We start from the raw sequence: 22,754 nt of genomic DNA on the forward strand, positions 1-22,754 counted from the left end.
TTAAATGAAACAGAAAACAGGTCTTATCAAATTCTTCCCAACCGCTGCACTCATTGCAGGATTGCTTATCCTGTGCGGGTGTAAGCTGCACTCACATTCAGTAAGTGATGATATTTTCACGTTCAAAAGAATTTCCGCTGAACCTTTTCCCAGACATACAGCCACTACGAGTAATTTTTGGGAACAGGAATCACCACCTGTCTTATCCGAAAAGGATTTACACAATGCAAAACAGGCATGGGCTTATTTTGACCGCACGGTGTTTCCCGAAACAGGTCTGCCGCAAGGAGCTGTCGGCAGTGACACTCTAACCATACATAACATCGCAGGATACCTCGCGGCACTTACATGTGCTAAAAGATTAGAAATAATAGACAGCATTACTTTCCATTCACGTATGACAAAGTTGGTTACGTGGCTTAATTCCATGGAACTGAACTCATTTGGAACACCCAACACTTTTTACAGTGCGCGAACCGGACAAATGATCCGAGGCGACGGACAACAGGGAGAGGAAGGTCATTCTGCCATAGACATAGGTAGAATGCTTATCTGGCTGCGCATTGTACGCAACGAATTCCCCACCCACTCTGCGGCTATAGACAGAGCGGTTTTAAGGTGGAATTTCCGAAAATTGCTTGATGCCGAGGGACTCCTTTACGGTGCATATAAAGATAATTCAGGGAAACTTAAGTCCTATCGACAAGGCAGCCTCGGCCTGCTGCAATACGCAGCTAAAGGATTCGCACTCTGGGGATTTGATGTAAAAGCATCCCTGCGCATTGACCATTATTCAATGGTGACAATAAATAAATTTCTACTTCCATTCGACAACCGTCCTATCAAAGAAGCCGGACTTTCACGTCCGCAAGGTGAACCTTTTCAGATCGGTCCGGTTATCACAGGCATGAGTTCACTGGGAGGAATGGAACTGGGCTGGGCAACCCCCCTCTACGAAACAAAAATAGACAGCTGGCCGGAAGATTCTGCGTCCAGACAACTGACCTCTGCCGCTTTTGAGGTTCAACGATCCCGCTACACAGTTGAAGGAAAACTGACAGCACGAACAGAGCACAATCTCGACCGCCCTCCTTACTATGTAATAGACTCAGTTTTTGCCCTTGGTGAACCTTTCGCGACTATAGATAAATCCGGAACCAGACAAGCTGAACAATCATGCGTTTCCACCGGAGCCACATTTCTTCTCTGGGCCATGTTCAATGATCCTTACACCGATCTGCTAATGAACGCGGTTTCAGATATGTATGACAGTTACGGAGGATGGTACGCCGGTTACTACGAAGACGGAGGAATCGCGAACAAGTCCATTTCATTAAATGACAATGCCGCCATTCTGGAAGCTCTGACTTTTGTCCATTCCGGAATCCTTTATAGAGACTCAGTCATGCCGGGATATTGGGAAATTACGCTTGAAAATAAATCTTTTGAACCAAAAGGATTACCTCCGTCCAGATTTCAAAATGATTTTCAACCACTGCTGCCTATGACAAAAGCGGAACCGATGCCATGAGAATAATATTTAAAAAATACATTTCAATTCTTGTGCTGCTTGCTCTCGTAACTTCTGGATTTGCAATATCATTTCCAGAAACCACGGAAGCGGGATTCTCCCCTGCAACCAGACAGATTCCAAGACAAGGCCCACTCACGCCGCAAGAACAAAAGTGGGCGGAAACCGCATGGGATTACTTCAAAAACAACGTTAACCAGCAGACCGGACTTGCTGGGGCACAGCCCAATTATTCGCCGTTCACCATGTGGGATCTTTCAGCACATATAGCCGCGGTTGTTGCGGCCAAAGAGCTTGGAATTATTGATAGCAAAGAGTTTGATTCGCGCATTAGAAAAATTGTTGCATGGCTGAACATCATGGAACTTTTCAGAGGCGACCTGCCTAATCAATTTTACAGTGCGGACAACGGAGCAATGGTGGACTGGTCCAATCAGCCCGGCGCGCTTGGCTGGTCTGCACTCGACCTTGGCAGACTTCTGACTTGGCTGAAAATATTAAAAGAACGCTACCCGGAATATGCAGAACAGATTGATAAATCCGTCATGCGCTGGAACTGGTCCAAGCTTATGGATCGGCAAGGTATTATGTTCGGCGCGAGTTATTACCAACGCGACGAAAATAACCTGATCCACTACGCTGAAGGAAGGCTCGGATACGAAGAATATGCGGCTAGAGGGTTCGGACTATGGGGAGCAGACACAACGACTGCTTCCAAAATTGATCCTTACTCTACCATTACAATTTTTGGAGTTGCCGTTCCTTTTGATGCGCGCGATCCTGAGAATGAACATGCACCGAACTTCGTAGTTACCGAAAATTACGTTCTCGACGGAATAGAACACAACTGGGATCTACCCGGTGACCACAATGACAATGTGAACCGCCACAGTGACCCGATGCAGGCCAAATTTGCATGGGATGTTTACAAAGCTCAAGAATCACGCTTTTTGAATACCGGAATACTTACCGCAAAAACCGAAGACGCTGTGGACCAAGCACCCTACTTTATCTACGACACCATCCTCGGACACGGAATCCCCTGGGCAACATTAAGCCACGAGGGAACAGCTATGCCGGAACTGTCCAGCCTGAACACCAAAGCGGCGCTAGGGCTCTGGGTTCTGTTCAAATCCGATTACACTGACCTTCTGGCGGAGGTAGCTTCCACCATGTACGAACCGGGCAAAGGTTTCTATGTGGGCCGTTACGAAAAAACCGGGAAGCTGAACCAAGCCATAACTCTGAACGGTAACGGAGTTATTTTAGAAATTCTGCTCTACAAAACTCAGGGTAAACTGCTGAAATACAGTGACAGCAAAAGCTACTGGGATAAATTCTTTGAAAGCAATTCTCTGCCTTCTAAGGCGCTACCTCCTTGGAAATATCAACCGTACATAACCATACACAAATATGACCCCTGATGGAGTTTTCATGATTCGTCGCAAGGCCGCAATTTTTCTAATTACACTATTCCTGCTTCCCATGGTTGCAGGGTGCGGTGCTATTTATGAAACTGTAAAATGCGGATTTTCTTCACCATATGATGAAAATGAAATTGTTCTTACACAGTGCAATATATTGTCCGACAGAGGACAGCTTTTCGCGGAAGTGGCGTGGACATATTTTGAAAAAAATTACAACTCAGGCACCGGACTGGTGAACGCGGCTGAAAACTATCCTTACACTTCCGTGGGAGAAATTGCGGCCTATCTTTCCGCACTAATGGCCGCGCACCATATGAATATTCTGGATGAAAGATCATTCTGCCAACGGGTCGGTAAACTCATTGAATGGCTTAATGCGATGGAACTTTATGCGGGGCAGTTACCCAACCTGATTTACAACACGAACACAGGGCGCATGGTCGGATTTGACATGAAACCCGGATCTGCCGGATTTTCAGCAATGGATATAGGAAGACTGCTGACTTGGCTTAAAGTTTTAAAATCAAATTATCCGCTTTTTGCAGAAGGCGTAGACCGCGCGGTGCTGCGTTGGAATTTCTGCCTTGCCATATCAAGTGATGACACGCTTCGAAGCGGACGAACTGTAAACGGAAAAACAGAATTTATATATGAAGGAAGGCTTGGCTGGGAAGCTTACGCCGCCAGAGGGTACGAACTGTGGGGGCTGAACATCCGTTCCTCCGTTCCCTCTCCCCTGCGCTACATAGAAATATACGGTTATAAAATCCCCTATGACCCACGGGATTCGATATCCACGGGAGTCCCCGTTTATCTAACATCCACACCTTTTTTACTTGAAGGTATGGAGTTCGGTTTTTCGGATACGGGTATACCAGAAAGTCACCCCTCCGGGGATGATGCGCTTGAGCGGTCAAAAATGGCCCAAAACGTTTATAATATTCAAGAAGAACGTTATCGCCGCGAAGGCATCATGACAGCCAGAAGTGAAAACGGTGTAGACAAACCTCCCTACGCAATAATCGGGACAATTACAGCAGAAGGAAAGCTCTGGCCTACAATTTCACGATCGGGAGAAATACATTATGATCTGGCTGTTTTTTCAACCCGCGCGATTTTCGGAATGTGGTCATTGTGGGATACCGATTATACCCGCTTCATAATGGCGGCCGCGGCCTGTTGTTTCTTTGAAGAAGGACGCGGATGGCTTGAAGGACGATATGAAAAAAATTGGAGAATAAATCGGGTCATTGTACTTGAAACAAATGCCATGGTGCTGGAATCTTTGCTCCACAGACTTACAGGCCCACTCGTTAAAGTCGCTAAGGAACCAAGTTTCATAGATTTCTATATCCGCAAGGAATTACCTATGAGTGATTATCCACGCTGTCTTCCGGGCAGAGAAAGGGAGGATTTATAACATGAAAATCTTCCGCATTCTGACAGTAACCTTTGCGATATGTTTGATGAGTGCAATTTCAGCTATGGCTGCTTTCGACGGACTGGGCCAGCTAGTTTCCAGCCCGACATTTGCTGAAGCGGTTGCCCTCTATAAAAATGGAAAGTTTGAACCATCCGCCATGATTTTGCAGGATCTAGCTGAAAATATGAGAGGACTCTCTCCGGAAGTCAGCGGAATAGTCTTTGTTATGGCCAGCCGAGCAGCTGAAAACGCCGGAAACGCAAGAGCCTACGAATCTTGGGGAATGGCCACAGCACGCTTTGCAAGAGCCGGAATGTCGTGGAATGAAGTCCGCAAAAATCTAGATCAACAACTTGAAATGGCTAGGCTCGGAGCCGCCGGACCTGCTGCAGTGGGAGCGGGACAAGCACCCGGATTTGCAGGCCCCGCAGTCAGTCTTCCACCGGAAGCAGGAAGAATGGCGACCGCATGGGAATTATTCGGTCTAAAAAACTACATTAGACCCTCCACCGGACTACGCAGAGAAAAAACAGCCGATCAAATATGGAACAACATGGGAGATGCAGGACAAGGGGCTATTACAGTTATTCCTTATTCTGAAGGAGTATGGGGTCCAAATATTTCCGGCACAAGCACTCCTCCAATTGTGAAAACGACAGAAGTGCCCAGAAATCACAGCTCAGCCGCGGCAGCAGCAACAATCGCCGCAGCCAAGGATTCAACTAGCTCGAAACCTGCATTAAGTGAAACTTACCGGGACGCAGCCCGTCTGGCATGGAGTTATTTCCAGCGGAATTACCAGCCGTCTACAGGACTTTACAACGGTCTGGACCTCTACTCCATTACTACGGTTTGGGAAATTGGCTCATCACTTGCCGCACTTAACGCCGCTTATGAATTAGAACTTATAAATGGTGATGAATTTAAACAGCGGGCAGGTTTAATGATGCAAACGCTGTCATCCATGGATCTGTATAACAACGAACTGCCTAACAAACTGTACTTTGCCGAGTCGGCAAGAATGGTTGGTGAAGACCAAAAACCGACGTCATCCGGAATAGGATGGGTTGGACCAGATGTAGCAAGATTGCTGCTCTGGCTCAAAAAGACAGCAACACTACACCCCGAATTTAAATCTACTGTTGAAAAAATTTTCAAACGGATGCGCACAGAAAAACTCGTCACAAACGGGCTGATCTACAGCATGAATGTTTATGCAGGAAAGGAAATTCTAACGGTAGTCAATGGCTTCGGTTATGGCTCTTATGCAGCAGAATGCTTAAAACCTTGGGGTTTTAATGCTTGGGCTTCAAGTGATTACCGCAAAACTCTCGGCTACAAAAACATGCTGGGAGTAAAGGTTCCGTTCGATAAATCAGCAAAAGCCCTCCTTTCTTCCAAACCCTTTGTGCTAACCCTTATGGAATTCGGAAAATCAGATAACGAACAGGATAAACTTATAAGGCGTATCTATGAAGTGCAGGAAGCTCGTTACAAAAAAACAAAAACAATTACCAGTGCAAGCGATGGAAGACTGGATCGTGCTCCATGGTTTGCGACCAGCGCAATCATAGCGGAAAAAGGGGAAAAAACATGGCAATGTATCAGCCCGTATTCCGAAAAACCTATTAAACTGTTCTGGTCATCCACAGCAATGGCTTTCGGCTGGGACGCTCTTTACAATACGGCCTACACACGCATGCTAATCGAAAACCTCTACCCGCTAAAAGAGCAAGGTAAAGGGTTTTATGCAGGAAAATATGAAACCGAGGGTACAAACAAAGCCCTGACACTCGAAACCAACGCTTTAATTCTTGAAGCCGCCATGTACAGGAAAATGTCAGGAACTATTACGCCTACGTCAAACAAAAATCGGAAATAGGGAGAATTGCCATGAAATTCATTAAAATTCTAATCCTTGCAACGGCTTTAAGCCTAGCCGCGGCCTGTGCGAAAACGCCCACACCCGAAAATCCGGCAGAGCTTACGATTTTTGGAGATGTTAATCGCGTCTTTATTGAAGACAGCAAGGGACTTGGTACCTTAAACGATTTTATGACTATTCATCCCGAAATTAAAGTTCGGACCATACCAGAATATGATGAATGGCAAATTCACGAACAATCTCTGCAAACGCTGCGAAATCCTACAGCTGAACAGCCCGACATAATAGAAATGCCCGGTAGCTGGGTTGCGGCTTTCACACATGAAAAGCTGCTTCTTCCGATAGAATCGTGGTTTAAAGAACTTCCAATCAGAGATCAGTCTGACTTTTTAACACCACTTATTGCCGGATATTCCCAAAACGATGAACTGTACGGACTTCCCGCTCTCGTCGGAGTACAATATCTGTATGCACGCAAAGATCTACTACCGGAATCAGGAATGCCGCACACACTTGATGATCTGGTAACCACTTCAAGATTTATAAAAGAAAAATATAACATTCAAGGGATCATCTTCCCTTCCAAAGGTCTTAATCTATATAAATTTTACTACACCCTGCTTCAAATTGAATTACATGGACAGGAATCAGAAAATAGACTGGCAGCTCACAGATCCGCTTACAAAAACTTTGCAATACTGGTGAAAGAAAACCAGCCCGACTACGAAAAATATGACCACCCCACGGCTGAGGGAGAATTCCGATCAGGACGCGCCGGGTTATCCATAAACGGCAACTACGTATGGTTCCTTTTAAGCCAAAGCTCCGAAGTAGGTTTTCCTGTAAAGCCTGAAGATGTGCTTGTAGACTTCCTGCCTGTAGCAAATAAAGCAGATCATAAACAGAATCATATATGGACCAGAGGCTATGTTATCAACAACAAGACAAAGCACCCTGAGCAGGCTCTTCAACTGCTGCACTTTCTCACTTCTGAACGAGCTGATTTCTACCGTCTGAAAAACAGATACATACTTCCTGCCCGCAAATCCGCCGCTGTTTATGGAGAAAATCTTCCGGGCATGGCTCCGAAGCCGGCACAAGCCATGTATGAACAAGGTGAACAGGCTCCGGAAATAGTCAAAGTAAATCAATCAACACCCGGATGGTACGGAACCGCAAGTGCAACACTTGAACTTTTGAAAGATGCATTGGCGAAAGGAACTACTCCCGAATCTGTAGCTGAAGAAATGATAAAAATTGAGAGCGGTCTTTCAAATAAATAAGGAGCTGTCATGAATGATAAAGCCAAACACATAGATCTTGCGTTATGGGCAATAATGCTACTTGCCACAGCCTTGCGAATTTACTCAATAGGCAGTGAAAGCCTTTGGATAGATGAAGGTCAGACCGTAGCCTATGCAACAAAATCTTTTGGTGAAATCATTGAATACTGCGCTCGCGACGTTCATCCCCCGCTCTACCTTTTCATCATGCACATATGGACCGAGTTATTCGGTATATCCGAAATTTCCCTGAGACTACCTTCGGCCATTTTCGGAGTTATAGCCGTCTTCCTGACTTATCGGGTCGGCGAAAAAATTATGAATAGAAACGCCGCTCTGCTCGGCGCTCTTTTTCTTGCTGTTTCTTATATGGGCATAAACTTTTCGCAGGAAGCCCGCAGCTACACCATGCTGCTAAGTGCAATTCTACTATCCTGCCACGGACTGCTTCTATTTATTGATAATCCAAACCGCAAAAATTTCTTATACTATGCGGCAAGCATTGCCCTGATGCTTTATATCCATACGTTCACAGTCTTCATCATTATGTTCCATCAGCTTTATTTTATAACGGGTTTTATTCTTACGCCCGGACAAAGAATTAAAAGGCTGGGAAATTGGATAAGTGTAAACATTGCGGCACTCATAATTTTCAGCCCGTGGCTCTTCTTTCTAGTCAAACAGGTATTAGCCAAACTCGGAGGAGAAGGCCCCGGTTCATGGGTTCCCGCACCAGATTTTTTCACGGCATGGCGCACATTGATACAACTTGCAGGAGGCTCAGCCCCACTTGCGGCGGCTGCAATAGCGTTATTTCTCTGCCTGATTTCAGCCGCAATTCCTTCACTCAGACGCATGATCACACCGTCCAGACAGGACCAGACACGTAACTCCATGACCGGACTCTTTCTAGGCCTATGGTTGTTATGCGCGGTAGTTACTCCTTTCGTCTTTTCTCTTATTCTTTCACCAATTTATGTAGAACGTTATGCTATCCAGTTTTTACCCGGATTCTGCCTGTTTGTAGGACTTGTCATAACTCGTATAGCTCCACCAGCTCTCAAAGTTGCGGCTCTGTCGCTTTTTCTCATAGCGACAGCGCATGGACTGTGGCTCTACTACACATCATATGACAAGGAGCAGTGGAGAGAAGTTGCACAATTCGTCAATGAAAATATCAAGCCCGGTGATGCTCTGGTCCTCAGCGCTCCTTGGATATATGAACCGTTCGTATACTACTTCGGAGATGACGGAGATCCTAAAATAATTCCAGCTTTCAGCCATGTAAATTTAAAAGAAGAAACCAAAAATTTTGATAACATATGGCTCATTCAAGCTCATGAATTCTTTTCTGATCCCGAAGGAGATGTACCCGCCCTTCTTTCAGAAAGCAGGCTGGTAAAAAAACATAAAGATTTTAAAGAAGGAATCAATACCAACCCGATCCTAGTTCATTTCCAATCCATCCGCGTAACAAAATATGATGCGGGAAGGATGCAGGATTACCTCAGAAAAGGAAATATTGGAGGAAAGCAGAACACTTCATCTGAACATAAAAATGAGCTGGTAGCAGGATTACCGGATAGTCTGATTATCGAACAATCAGGTTTTAAAGTTACTAACAAAAACAATTCCACTGTAATTGAATCCGGACCTGACACGCGGTTGCGCTACAGATTCGAATCTCCCGGAAAAGTTGGAGAGGGGGCTATATCCTTCAGAATTCTACCGCAATGGAAAAACGATAGTAAAAAGCACATGTTATTAATGGCAAAAGGCTCTAAATGGGACAAAGGGTCTGTATTTTTAGAAATGTCTCCAGAAAAGACACTAAGAGCTCTTTTCTTCAAAGATGGATTCACAGGCATGGTGGAAGGCCAGCCCATACAATTATCCAATAATCAGTGGCACAACATATCTTTAGACTGGAATCGGACTTCTACTTCTATTTTCGTTGATGGCAATCTTTACGCAAAGGCCGATCTCCCTTTACCGTTCCAATCAGATTTTAAAACTTTGCACCTAGGTGCCGATCATCAGAACCAGTTCCCCGCTCTCGGTGAATATGACGATCTCATGATATTCGACACACCTCTATCCGTTGAAGATGCACAAAATTTGTACACTTCCGGTTCAGCGCGTCCAGCATATTGGTATGACCTTGATCTTCAAGGCAGAAGAAACAGCACGGGAATCGGCAAAGGATTCAGTTCAGGACAAGATCAGTTCTTCACCTCCGTAACGCCGAAAAGTACAAATAATAAAAACATGGAAGGAAGTGCGTCGTTCACCTTCACACCAGACTGGTCTGCGGGTGACGAGAAACAAAGGATGCTGTTAGGTTTTTACGGAAAGGCGTGGAATATGGGATCAATGTTTTTAGAGAAAACACCCAAAGATTTTCTACAGCTTATCAGGTGGGAAAAAGGAAGCCCATCCTGCGTAGTCGGACAGAAAATATCTGACTGGAAACAAAACGAACCTCACAAAATTTCCATATCATGGAACAGCAAAGAAACATCACTGACTTTGGACGGAAAAACATTCAATTCCGCTTGTTCACCAAATTCAGAGTCAGGCTTTGAATCACTCACAATTGCAAATGACGGTAGTGGAAATCTTCCAGCCATGGGGAAATTTGAGGATCTTAGGATTAATCCATAAAGATATTATCTAAACTATGGGAGTTCTTAGCCGTTGGAAAAAAAGAATTTCCCCATAAATAAATTATGAGGAAATTCATATAACAACCCAAATTAATTATTTAATATTTTTATGCATAAGAACGGTAAATAGTATTATTCGCTAATTTACCTTTTTGCATATTGTAAATAACATCAATTGTACCTTCTACTACTTGAGTTATGTCACTAGCGGTATTGCAAAATGTTGGAGATATTCTGATTAAATCATGTCCTAGCACTTTCAAGTTTGCAATGGCCAGTTGATGCTTTTCATAAACATTTTTGATCACATTTCCAGCCTGTACGCCCTGCGGACATTTGAATAGAAAAACGGAGCTACGCAAATTATCATCAGTAGTAGGAGTGGTGATCCATTTGTACGCTTCTTTTTCATTAAAATCCGGATAGATTTTAGGCAGATTTTTAAACAAAGCTTCTTTGGTTTTAGTTCCTAAGTAATGAATTCTTTTTTCAATTTTAGCAGGGGTAACATTGGGGTGCAGTTTTCCTGTATGAAATAAAGCTGTCATCCATGTAGCAACAAGAGTCGCATCATTCTGCTGACCTAAGTAGGAAAATCGCTTGGCATTAGGATCAATAACTCCATCTTTTGCCATAAATCCGTAATCCTCGGGAGTCTTGATATGTTCGTCATATCCCCATTCACTAGGGATGAACCGCTCAGCGGCATTTGACTTATTATTCATGTACAGAAGGCCGACCATTTTAGGACCGCAGGGCCATTTATGAAAACTACCGGTTATGCTGTCTACGTCTAAATCTCCAAGCTTTAAGTCTAAAACCCCAAAAGTCTGCGCACTGTCAGCATGAATATGCATATCCTTATTAATGGCTCTAAGCTCGTGAACGATGCGTTCCATAGGCAAAAGCATACCACATTCATTGGATTGCCATGATAAAGTCACAATTTTTGTATTTTTATCTACCGTCTGTTTTAATGCTTTGATGATATCATCTTCGGATTTCGGATCGGAGGGCAATACTCCGTTTTTTAGCTCTTGTGGTGTTACGGAGTTGCTGAACATTTTTGTTCTCAATATCCGAATTGAATCATCACTCCAGCCTTGAGTCGCCTTACGGTATTCCCACGCTTGATAGTTGGTTGGATGATTTACATCCCAGACAACTACGTTATCTTTTTCAGGATTAAAAAATTTAGAAGACATTAAACCATTATTAATAAAGTTATTACCCTGAGTTGAATTTGCAACCAAAGCCATTAAATAATCAGCTTCATATTCCTGTTTTCCGAGTCCAAGCCAATTTTTGATGGAATCAAGCCCCCTGCTGAGGCTAGCTTCTGCAAGTTCACCTCTCATGGGAAAGGAAATGTCCTTTTTTAACATATCCTGAACAAGATCCACCATTTTGCTGACCGGCTTCATAGATGGGCAAAGGTTTGCTGAATTGACTGAAAGACAACTATAGTCATCACGGTCAAAATAATATTCAACAAGTCGATTCCATTCAGTGTCGTTGTCCGCATCCAGCTGGTCTGTTTTGAACCTACGACCCTTTTTTTCCAGCTCATTTATAAGGTCATCAATTTCTTCTAAAGCGTTGACCGGATCATTGCCTGATTTTTTATTTTTTCCCTTTTTTTCTTTTTCCCCGGCGAACGCAGCAGAGCTAAGCAACAGCGCTCCGCTTGCTCCTAAACTACTTTTTAAAAAATTGCGTCGTGTTAAATTACTCATAGTGATATCTCCTTTTAATAAGGCTAAATTCAAATCAATATATAATTTTTATAACAAAACTTTATTTTAAGCAGTAAGTTATTGAAGTTTTATCAAATACACATACAACCCTTTTCATTGCTTCCTTCGTATACGCAGACACATGCCCAGCACGCCCAATATAACCAATCCAACCAGTTCTATAGAACCATCCGCCTGTGAATTAAGCACACAACCTCCCCCGGAACCGGAGCCGGTAGATCCAAAAATAGTTGGATCGGCGATACACCCAAGAGTGGGGTCCGCATCAAACACTCTGCCATTATCCTCGATCACAAAGTAAATAGTATAGGTTATACTAGCTCTCAACTGTTCACCTGAAACCTTAAGATTACCATTGGTATCAGTCACCCAGAAAGTGCCATGTTCATGGTCTGCGATATTAGGAATAATATTAATCCGCACATAGTCTGTACTAGAACTAGTTGCTGAAATAAGCTTGTACAAATGACAGTCATTGATAAAGATATCCGTATCAGGGGTGACATTAAATTTGAAACAATGAACCGACGCGGCTGCCAGAGTCGTCTTGGTTGTGAAATCCTCCACATTACCAACCGGTTCAAAATCGGGTGCGGTATTAAATTGTTTATGTAATTCCACCGAAGTCCTTTTTACCGGATTATTTGAGGCAATAAGATCCGCATCCTCACCGGTCGCCGGTAGAACTTCTGTGGACGTTTCTTCCCCGCCGCCACTACCGGACTCGATCTTAGTGCGGAAAACACGCCCGCTCTCCCCGCCTGCCATTATAAAACCACCTATTCCGGAACCACTCAGCCCGTACAGCTCAATGACGTTCACGTATTCGGAAGTCCAAACATTTGTTTCCAAATTATAATTGTATACATATCCGTTACTGGAATCTCCCAGAGCATAAATATAGTTCCCGTAACTCCACAACTTAAGCAACTCAACATTATCGGGACCAACCGAAAATTCAGTAAACGCGGTTCCGTCGTATTTTGCCAAAAAAGCCTTGCCGGCAACCGTATCTTTCCCCCCGATATAAAGATCATCCCCAATCATCAATAAGCAGGCTATGGTTTTACCGGAAAAAGATTTAATCTCAGCAGAAACCCAACCACCAACCCCTGGATTCGTCGACTTATATAAAACCGAATCCCCACCAGTAACCTCAGCCATATAAAGAGCAAAGGCATCCTTTGCAGCAAGGGCTGCATAATTTATATTCGGATTAGAATTTTTATAAGAATAAACGATATCGGGGATGAAAGTATACATGCCGGAATCTGTTCCAACATAAACTTTGTTAGGGCCGTCTGGTTTCACAGCCAGACTGTTTTTGAATTCAGCATTAAATTCGGATGAAACTGATTGAAAATTTCCATCCAAATCCAGAGTGGCTACCTTGAATTTATTAGTTCCTGTAGCATAAACAACATAAATAAAGTTCCCGCAACTGTGAATTTCATGCACCGTCATTGTACCGAGTTCTTGAAATCCGCATTTAGTCCAATTAAAAACCCCGTCTGAATCTTTATCACCTCTAGCCAAGAGACCGTCTTTCCCCCCCACAACGACCCTGCTTTCCGAAACAGTGCATACTGAATTAATATCCGACTGAAAAATAGAGGAGTCGGAAGAACTAACGAATGAACCTCGATGTTCGATAGACCCACCAAATCGACTGCAAAAACACTGCCCATTGTTACCGGAAAGATAGGCCCGCACATAGTTTTGGCTATCAGCTATGGTAAACATGCAAACGGTCTTATAATCCTCGCTGCTAAGCCCCGGATAATACTCCCTTGTTGTTCTGACACTCAAGGAATCCAGAGAGGTATAAAAAATTCTCCCCCCTTCTGTGACCCCGTATCCTTTTTGAGAACCGGAATGGATCATTATCCCGACTGCATTAAAATTATTTGTAATAGGAGTCGACAAAACAGAACCTGTAGTAAGATCAAATTCTACCCCGGATAGTGACAAATCACCTGTACAATAACCAAACACTCCATTCTGTCCGGCCACATACCATTTTGCGGCATCAACAATGACCAAATCATTTATTTCAACAGGTTGACCGCTCTGTTTTATTTTATATTGACTGTCTGTAAACATATTTACAGCGGGATCTATTGCAGCGGTCAAAGTTGTTCCCAAAAACTTAACCCTGAAAGCATTCACACCGACAGAATCTGCATATCCATAGATAATAAATACAGAATCGTTTAAGCGCGTAATTCCCTTAACCAAACTGCTTGACCCCATTTCAGGGAGCAAAACACCGACAACTTCATGGATATTGCTTCCTTCGAGTCTGAACAGCCCACCTTTTGGTGTAACAGCCATAAAAACATCACCCGCAACATGCACAACACCTGTAAACGGCCCGGAGCTACTCAAAGCCGCATTAGTTCCACCTTTACTCCAACTGATAGCTGATCCGGATACTGTTCCTGTAAACCATTCATCTTCAGTTAAAGCCATAAACTTGCCATTACCATAAGCCACAGCAGTAAAATCTTTTTGAGTAGTGAGATAACATTTTGTAGATAAGGATGGACTTAGACTTTTAGCACTTGTGGAATCCATATAATAGACTTTACCTTCGTTACCTACGAAGACAACACCGTCGCTATCACCGCTTGCAGAATCCACAAAATCACAACTCAGAGAAGCAGGACTATTTTCAACCCAAGAAGTTGCAGGAGCAGGCCTTGCATAAGCATAGGAGGGACAAGACAAACAGAAGAGCAGAAGCAGGAACAACAATATTTTTAATTCTTCAGAATACAACTTTTTCATAAACTATTCCTTATCTAGACACGTTTATAGAGCGCATAGATAAAAGCAATAGTCATACCACAATTAATTTAACAAATTAATCATTTAAATGGACACCTTACAAAATAAATAACAAATAACACCTTCACCAACTATTAAATATAATATAAAAACTATTCTATTTAATAGTTAATCCTCAATCTCTTTTCCCCTGTGCCCCAAGCTAACACGTAACAACTCTAATTCTTTTATTTTACTGAAACCAAAATCAAACCGAATAAATATCCCCGGCCATGCGACCGAATGGTATATTAAGTTTTTTCATTTTACTTTGCAGAGTGCGGGAATTTATCCCAAGCAGTTCAGCAGTTCCGCCCTTCCCTTCGATTTTTCCACCCGTCATCCGCAACCCATGCACAATATGCTTGGCAATAATATTTTCAAGAATCATCTCATCCGGTCTACAATGTTTCAAGAAAGGTGACTCCGCATCAGGATTAATACCTTCAAAAGTCAATGGTCCGTCCCGGCGAATAATAATTTCGCGTTCAATCACATTTGCAAGTTCACGAACATTACCCGGCCATTGATACTCCAGCAACCGATCTACCGCTCCGGGTGCGGCGAAGGGAACTTCCGGCAACCCCATATCTCCGGCAATTTTGCTGATAAAGTGTGCTGCCAATGGTGGAATATCCACTTTCCGCTGACGCAAAGGCGGAATAGTAAGAGGAAAGATGTTAAGCCGGAAGAGCAAATCCCGCCGAAACTTACCTTCTTGAATAAGCTTCTCTAAATTTCTATGAGTAGCAGCAAGAACCCGAATGTTTGCCTTTCTTAACTTTCCACCTCCTACCCGCTCGAAAGATTTATCCTGCAAAACATGAAGAAATCTGGTCTGGGCTTCCATAGGCAATTCACCAATTTCATCAAGAAAAATTGTTCCACCTTGAGCGCGTTCAAAATAACCTTTTTTATCACTTAAGGCTCCGGTAAATGCTCCCTTTACATGTCCGAAAAGAGCACTCTCAATTAAAGTCGCAGGTATGCCACCGCAATTTACTTTAATAAAAGGTCCATCACGGCGGCTGGAGATACGATGAATAGCTCCAGCAAGAACTTCCTTGCCCACTCCTGTTTCCCCCAACAATAAAACAGGGGTATCAGTCGGAGCGACTTGTCTACAGGAAGCAACTACATCTTTTAAACCAAAATCAGCACCGATTATTTGATCATCCACTCCGCGCAAAAGCTCAGATTGCAAAAAATTAGCTCTATCGGCAAGACTGTCACGGAGCCTATTACATTCCCGAAGACTGAGAAAACGGGATACCACGCAAGCCATGGTATCATGTAATGTGGTTACAAATGCCCCATGCTCGTGCGTGTAAATGGCTCCCGGTGCGCCTGTAAAAGCTACGGAACCAAGATAACGCCCATCCTGACACAAATCCAATACGAGACTAGCCGAATCAGGAGTACCTAAATCAACACCTAACTGCTCCGCCATTACTGAATCTCCAAGACGGTCAATAATCTCGTACGGTTTTCCCGGATCAATATATTTGATGCTCTGGGCCGCAAGCTCCCTTGCTTCAGGGGTAAGTACCGAAATATTATTTATGACAGGCGACACATTAACAGTGGCATCAACAAGTGTTTCAATAATTCCCAATCCTTCATCAAAAAGATGCAAACTGATATAATCCACCGGAAGAAACTCACGAAGAACTATCAGACACCTCTGAAAAGCAAGACGAATGTCTGAATTCTTAATTAACTCATTCATCGCAGATATTTGGAGCTTCTGCTGTTGCGATTCTGTCATAAATATTCCCTGATTATTTTTTAAACAAAGCCAATATATTGTCCGCCATAACACAACAAATCGCTGAATCATGGCTCTAGGCAGCACGGTAATATCCTCAGTAGCATCTCAATCTTTCTATGAAAGATAAGAACCACTCTATTATATTTAATAGATCGACACAAACTCCATAAAGTCAGTCTTCTGCAAAAACAAAATAACAATAAGAATACTGCTAGTTATATACTTTAACATTGTGGCACAATTTTGGCTTTGTTATAGAGATCTGACCAATGGAGGAGATAAATCATACCATTACGCACAAAAAAACCTCTTACAGCTAAAAAAGCCATAAGAGGTTGATTTCAATATCTAGGGTACTACTAACTTTTCTTAACTATCGATGTTTTAAGATACATTGAACCAAAACCAGGAACTTTACAGGAAATATCATGAACACCATCTTCGGGTTCTATCAACTTGATATTTTTTACTTTTGTTCCCTTTTTAATGGAAGAAGACGCGCCTTTCACTTTTAAATCCTGGATAACTATAACAGTATCGCCATCAACCAAGACATTGCCATTCGCATCTTTATAGACTTTTTCCTGCACGTCTTCGGCCTGAAACTCAAAACCACATTCTGGGCAAATAAGAATACTGCCATCATGATACACATACTCGCACTTACACTGCGGACAATTTGGTAAATTTTCCATTACTTCCCAACTATTAGTTTTTTGTTATCCCTTTTTATTAAAGGGAGTAATCCATTAAAATAGCACAAGCTAATTCATCCAACTTTACAATTTCATAAAGGCTTGGATAAAGTCACACACAGCTAAAATATCACCTTATGATAATTTGTAGTGCTACCATTGTCTTTTCTTAATTGCTACACGAAAGACTTAGTCAAAATTGCCCTGATACAAAAAAAGGATAGAGACTGAAAGTTTAAATTCAGCGTCTACCCTTTTCATTTTTCTAAATCTATACAACTACCGTTTGCCAAACCCGCATCAAATTTTCTGTTTAAAGCAACTTTGCCAAATCTGACGGAGAATCAAAAACAATCTTGGCCCCGGCTTCAACCAGTTCCTTACTACCTCGGAAACCCCACGCAGCCCCGACAGGAATCATACCTGCATTAATAGCGGTCTTTATATCCACATCCGAATCGCCGACAAAGACGGTACGTTCAGGCGCGACCCCCATAGACTCAGCAATCTTCAAAGCGCAGTCCGGAGCAGGTTTTAAGGGAACGTCATTCCGCCCTCCATGAACCGCAAAAAAATCAACTCCGGGCAGAAACTTTTCCACCGCAACTTTAGTGAACTCCTCCGGCTTATTGGAAAGAACAGCGAGTTTTTTACCGGCAGAAGACAGAACATCAAGCACTTCCAAAGTTCCTGCATACGGGTACGCAATGGTATTCAGCTCCCGCTCAAATTCTTCAAGAAGAACAGGAACCAAAGCATCATAATTCTCCTGAGTCCGCTTGTCCTCTGGCAAAATACGCCAAGCCAATTTTTTCGCACCGGCACCTACAAAATGACAATAAGCATCGACAGGATGAATAGAATGTCCTAGCCGGGCAAGTGCGCCGTTGCCCGCAGCAGCTATTTCGTTCAAAGAGTAAAGCAGAGTGCCGTCAAGATCAAAAATAACAGCAGAAAAATTATGTGAATAATTCATTGGTCCAACCATATTATTATAGTTAATTAGCAGTATAAATGAATTATCTACGTAATCCCATTAAGAGAAGGAGGCAAGTTCGACTTATTTCAAGACAAATGCATCGCTTCTCAATAGCTGCATATCAACCAAGTTCTATACTTCGATTATACGCCATACGGATTGCATCCATAATATTCCCGCGTATGGCAGTACGATCAAAATGAGCCAAAGCGGCAATAGTTGTCCCTGCGGGAGCAATAGACATTTCTTTAATCATGCTGACATGTTCTTTTGACTGTTCTGCCATAAGACTGGCCCCCCTGAAAAGTTTTTTGACCATGCGAGAGGAAACGTCACGGTGCAACCCCAGCTCAACCCCAGATTCTATCATGGTTTCAATAAGATAGAATATATAAGCCGGGCCTGATCCGATGAGTGCGGTAAATACATCAAACTGACTTTCAGGCAGGATATGCACGTCTCCTAAATTCTGAAAAACATCCTGAATAAACTTTTTTTGCTGCTCTGAAATGGTCTCATCATCCAGACAAATAGCTGTTACGCCCTCTTTAATTAAAACCGGAGTATTAGGCATGGCCCGCACAACCGGACAAATGTTTTGAGTACTGTTTTTAAGTGACTTCAAAGTCAAGCCTGCGGCAATGGATATTAGGCATTTATCTTTCGTCAAGGCTGGAATCATTTCAGGCCATATTCCGTCAGCCTGTTGCGGCTTAACAGCCAGAACAATAAAATCCGCTTTTTCAGTTAATTCCTGTACGTTTTCACAAGGAATAAGATCGGTCTCTTGTGCCAGTTTTTCCAATTTAGATCTGGTCTGATTCAATCCATATATAGTAATATCATCCACTTCTGAAAGAGTTCGTATAATGGGCCCTCCCATATTACCTGTTCCAATAAAGCCGATTTTCATTTCAAATCTCCTTTTTCGTTTTTCGTCATTTTTTTATTACGGCGTACAAAACCTCTTTACCCTTTGATTCCAAAGGTTTTAAAACAATCCCACAATTCGGGATAGCGTACCACTAAATTTATATACAAATTTTGTATTTTTTTAAAGCACAGATTTGTGTACCGAATTAAAATATCCAGTACATCTCAAATGCATCATAGCTAAAATAAAGACTTAAATCCCTCTTTCATACAGAGGGATGATTTATTTCTATAGATGATTTTCTCAATTATTGCAGATAATCACATCAAAAAAAAATTAAAACGCTTATTGACATCAATGGTTAGTTTTTTTAGCATACCGCTAAATGGTACAGCATACCACAAAACGCTCCGACAGAGTTGTTGCCCCGCATGAATAGCGACTTCAAAATTGTGTCGTAATATCTAAGACTATGATTAGAAACACAATTCTACGGACAAAACAGTGAGAGAGGCATTATGTCAGAGGCAAGAAAAAGGGATGAACACAGGGAACTTAATCATTATACTTTCTGGCCCGGATTTATACTCTTGCTCGCCGGAATAACGTTAGGACTGGCATATCAAGAAGGTCTCGCGGTTATTCTGAGCACCACAATGAACTGGATTCATATAACTTTCGGATGGCTGGAAGTTTCTCTGGCCATTATTATTGTCATGTTTACTGTCGGGATAGCCTTTTCTCCTATCGGAAATATAAGACTTGGAGGTAGAAATGCCAAACCCGAGTTTACTTTTTGGCAGTGGTTTTCTCTATCTCTTTGCGGATGTATAGGCATCGGAATCCTTTTTTGGGCCATGGGTGAGCCTATCTATCATATGATGCAACCTCCATTGAGTTTGCACATCGACCCCGGTTCCAAAGACGCCGGGATCTTTGCCATAGCACAAACTACTTTGCACTGGACCATCGCTCAATACTGTTTTTATACCATATGTGGGGTAGCGATTGCTCTGGTGAGCTTCAACCGTAACTATCCATTATCAATAGCAGCCGGGATGTACGCCCTTTTCCCTAAAAAATTCCGCCCAATTCTAGTTCCAGCGGTTCATGCTCTTTGCCTTTTCTCCCTCTGTTGTGCCATTGCCACCAGCATGGGTGCGGGTCTTATGCAGATAGGAAGCGGAACAGGGAGAATTTTTGGTTATACTCCAGGCCCCTTGACCTGGGCTGCTGCTGCCGCGATCATCATTCCAATTTATATATTGTCGTCCTATTCCGGTCTAAAGAAAGGGATGCGCATCCTGTCCACAGGAACTACAAAAGCTTTTTTCTTATTTATGGCTCTTGTCCTTTTTATGGGGCCCACACTGTTCATTCTGGGAATTGGAGTTGAATCCTTCGGATATTTTGCAAGCAATTTTTTCCGCAACAGTACCTTGCTCAATACGATGCAGATAAGCGACAAATGGCCCATGCAATGGCTTGTTCCATATATGGAAATCTTTTTCATCTTTGCTCCATTGCTGGGACATTTTCTGGCTCGCATGGGTAAGGGAAGGACTATCCGTCAGTTTATTCTGGTAAATATTATTCCACCGACAATCTTTTGTCATTTCTGGATTGCCACTTTTGGCGGAACAGCAGTCTATTTCCAATGGACCGGACTAGTCGACGTCTGGGCCGGTATACATCAGTTCGGAATGGAATCTATGGTATACATCCTTCTTTCCCAATTCCCATTCAGTGAAATTTTAATGGGGCTATTTGTAATCACTATTGTATTTTCGTTTGCCACTATGACAGACTCTTTGGTCGCAACCTTGGCTATAATATCTACCAAAGGCGTACGGGCAAGTGAAGAACCACCCAAAAGATTAAAAATTATATGGGGTGTTGTTACCGGACTTATTGCTTATGTCTTGTGCATATGCGGAGGGATTGAACCTGTCCGCGGGTTAATATCTCTTGCTGCGTTTCCCATGATGCTTTTTACTTTTGCCATGTGTGTTTCACTTGTAAAAGAAGGTATCCACTTATTGGATAAACCTGACTGGCTAGACTTAGAGGACTCTGAAGATACTGAAGATATAGAAGAGCATGACTCTATCCCCAACGGAACTGAGCTTACGTACTGACACTAAATTTCCATAAATTGGGCAACCCAAAAGTTGCCCAATTTATGGAATTATTATAACCGTCCAAATTCCTGCATCTTCCATTAATTTTCTCATATGACAAGCAAGAAATGTATCTGGAAAAACCATATCGCTGCATGGGAAAATAGTGATCTTTCTCAAGCTGAGTATTGCCGGAAGCACGGGCTTTCGGTCATGGTCGCGGATCATCTGGATTCTTGATGTCCTTGATCTAAGGCAGCTATAAAAACATGCTTTAATTGTTTAAATTAATTGACCATTTAGTGCTAGTTATATATAATTTATTATTATGAGAATAACTGATTTACCTAATGGACCCAAGTCAAAGCCTACCTCGATAATCCATATTTCACGCCCGATAATAATGTTGCTGAAAATGCAATCCGCCCATTCGCCGTCGGCTGCAAGAACTGGCTGTTCTCAGGTTCGCCTAGAGGAGCAAAATCCAGCGCGGCAATATACAGCCTGATTGAAACAGCAAAGGCAAACAGTCTCAATCCGCACGAATATCTGATTTATATATTTGAAAAATTTCCCTTCATAGATTCTGCCCATGACCTTGAAGCGTTGCTTCCATGGGAAATGTCAAAAGGCAACGCAATATATCGACTTTAATTAATCTGTGTAAGGTGCAGGCATTTTGACGTTTACAGTATAACCATTCTGACTGGTGCGTGTTTTTATAATTTTGTGAATAAATTTCTGTGTGAATTTTTGAAGGAGTTGTTATGCATAGGTTGCTTATACTGTTTACATCTGTATGTTTTGTTTTTCTTCCAGCTATGGGCTGGAGTGCCACTGCGGGCTTGGACAGTCTTCCAACTGAAGCAGTTTCAAAAATAAAGATTCATATGGAAGATGAATTATGTTGTTTTATGGCGCAGCCGGACGGGAAGATAACAGGACATACTCTTGATGGTGATTTACATTTAAGCACTAATGCTCATGGCGTAAGTTTTGATAACGGGGGCAACTGGTTTGCCCTTTCCCTTGATTCTATCGGGCGTGAAGGCAGCATGAAAAAGGTGCAGTCCCCAGTGCTTTTCTCTAAAGGTAGGAAGCTTACCCTTCTGCGCGGGAGTATTACAGAGTGGTATGAGAACCATGGCGGCAATATCGAACACGGGCTGGTTATTAAGGAGAGTCCTGCAGGTGAAGGAGACCTTATGTTTGCCTTTGCCACTTCCGGTAACCTAACACCCCAGCAAAAAGGTGAGGATATAACCTTCACCGGCGCCGAGACCATGAATTACTCCACCATCAAAGCATGGGATGCCAAAGGGCGTAATCTCAGTTGTTCAATGTCGGTTACTGGTGGCAGGCTTTTCTGGCAGGTGAATGACAGCGTGGCGGTTTATCCGCTTACGGTTGACCCTACTGTAACTTTTGTTAAAAAACTCACTGCCTCGGACGCCGCTGCGGATGATTCTTTTGGTAAATCGGTCAGTGTTTCCGGTGATATCGCTCTAGTGGGG

15 protein-coding genes and 1 pseudogene are annotated in these 22,754 nt (G+C 42.8%); 10 read left to right on the top strand and 6 right to left on the bottom strand.

The features are described 5' to 3' along the window. The first annotated feature begins 4 nt into the window (after window positions 1-4). From BLT41_RS06325 to BLT41_RS06350, 6 genes are read left to right on the top strand one after another with little or no spacing between them, the layout of a single operon-like run. Window positions 5-1,531: a DUF3131 domain-containing protein gene (locus BLT41_RS06325; RefSeq protein WP_092159426.1), complete on the top strand. Its 1,527-nt coding sequence runs from the start codon at window positions 5-7 to the stop codon at window positions 1,529-1,531. Then, window positions 1,528-2,955 (top strand): DUF3131 domain-containing protein, encoded by a 1,428-nt coding sequence (locus tag BLT41_RS06330; protein ID WP_092159434.1) that lies wholly within the window; start codon window positions 1,528-1,530, stop codon window positions 2,953-2,955. The genes BLT41_RS06325 and BLT41_RS06330 overlap by 4 nt, the downstream gene beginning before the upstream one ends. 10 nt (window positions 2,956-2,965) lie before the next feature. Then, window positions 2,966-4,378: a DUF3131 domain-containing protein gene (locus BLT41_RS06335; protein WP_170830327.1), complete on the top strand. Its 1,413-nt coding sequence runs from the start codon at window positions 2,966-2,968 to the stop codon at window positions 4,376-4,378. Window position 4,379: 1 nt separating this feature from the next. Next, window positions 4,380-6,263, top strand: a complete 1,884-nt coding sequence (locus tag BLT41_RS06340) for a DUF3131 domain-containing protein (protein WP_092159438.1) — start codon at window positions 4,380-4,382, stop codon at window positions 6,261-6,263. Between the two features lie 11 nt (window positions 6,264-6,274). Continuing rightward, the gene (locus BLT41_RS06345) at window positions 6,275-7,549 is read left to right on the top strand and encodes an ABC transporter substrate-binding protein (RefSeq protein ID WP_092159440.1); all 1,275 of its coding nucleotides are present in this window, start codon (window positions 6,275-6,277) and stop codon (window positions 7,547-7,549) included. A 9-nt stretch (window positions 7,550-7,558) separates the two neighbouring features. Then, complete coding sequence (locus tag BLT41_RS06350; protein WP_092159441.1) at window positions 7,559-10,213, top strand: glycosyltransferase family 39 protein; 2,655 nt, start codon at window positions 7,559-7,561, stop codon at window positions 10,211-10,213. A 109-nt stretch (window positions 10,214-10,322) separates the two neighbouring features. Here BLT41_RS06350 and BLT41_RS06355 read toward each other — a convergent pair whose 3' ends face one another. From BLT41_RS06355 to proC, 6 genes are all read right to left on the bottom strand, one after another. After that, entirely contained in the window at window positions 10,323-11,984 is a 1,662-nt protein-coding gene (locus BLT41_RS06355; protein WP_244512206.1) for an aminotransferase class V-fold PLP-dependent enzyme, read from the bottom strand. Between the two features lie 81 nt (window positions 11,985-12,065). Next, the gene (locus BLT41_RS06360; protein WP_092159443.1) at window positions 12,066-14,762 is read right to left on the bottom strand and encodes a hypothetical protein; all 2,697 of its coding nucleotides are present in this window, start codon (window positions 14,760-14,762) and stop codon (window positions 12,066-12,068) included. A gap of 247 nt (window positions 14,763-15,009) precedes the next feature. Then, window positions 15,010-16,569: a sigma-54 interaction domain-containing protein gene (locus BLT41_RS06365; RefSeq protein ID WP_170830328.1), complete on the bottom strand. Its 1,560-nt coding sequence runs from the start codon at window positions 16,567-16,569 to the stop codon at window positions 15,010-15,012. Between the two features lie 362 nt (window positions 16,570-16,931). Next, window positions 16,932-17,267: a zinc ribbon domain-containing protein YjdM gene (locus tag BLT41_RS06370; protein WP_092159445.1), complete on the bottom strand. Its 336-nt coding sequence runs from the start codon at window positions 17,265-17,267 to the stop codon at window positions 16,932-16,934. Between the two features lie 313 nt (window positions 17,268-17,580). Beyond that, the gene (locus BLT41_RS06375; RefSeq protein ID WP_092159446.1) at window positions 17,581-18,243 is read right to left on the bottom strand and encodes an HAD family hydrolase; all 663 of its coding nucleotides are present in this window, start codon (window positions 18,241-18,243) and stop codon (window positions 17,581-17,583) included. Window positions 18,244-18,367: 124 nt separating this feature from the next. Next, window positions 18,368-19,159, bottom strand: coding sequence for a pyrroline-5-carboxylate reductase (gene proC, locus BLT41_RS06380; protein WP_092159447.1), 792 nt, complete (start codon window positions 19,157-19,159; stop codon window positions 18,368-18,370). Window positions 19,160-19,638: 479 nt separating this feature from the next. Between proC and BLT41_RS06385 the strand changes: the two genes are divergently transcribed. From BLT41_RS06385 to BLT41_RS17550, 4 genes and pseudogenes are all read left to right on the top strand, one after another. Further along, window positions 19,639-21,258 (top strand): BCCT family transporter, encoded by a 1,620-nt coding sequence (locus tag BLT41_RS06385; protein ID WP_092159448.1) that lies wholly within the window; start codon window positions 19,639-19,641, stop codon window positions 21,256-21,258. A gap of 96 nt (window positions 21,259-21,354) precedes the next feature. Further along, window positions 21,355-21,480, top strand: a complete 126-nt coding sequence (gene tnpA / locus BLT41_RS17830) for an IS66 family insertion sequence element accessory protein TnpA (RefSeq protein ID WP_425283310.1) — start codon at window positions 21,355-21,357, stop codon at window positions 21,478-21,480. Between the two features lie 120 nt (window positions 21,481-21,600). Further along, a pseudogene (locus tag BLT41_RS17635) lies at window positions 21,601-21,894 on the top strand (transposase domain-containing protein); the annotation flags it as partial. Window positions 21,895-22,007: 113 nt separating this feature from the next. Continuing rightward, window positions 22,008-22,754: FG-GAP repeat protein (locus tag BLT41_RS17550; RefSeq protein WP_211477652.1), on the top strand; the 747-nt coding region annotated here is incomplete at its 3' end.

The organism is Maridesulfovibrio ferrireducens (assembly GCF_900101105.1).
In the GTDB taxonomy this organism is placed as follows: domain Bacteria; phylum Desulfobacterota; class Desulfovibrionia; order Desulfovibrionales; family Desulfovibrionaceae; genus Maridesulfovibrio; species Maridesulfovibrio ferrireducens.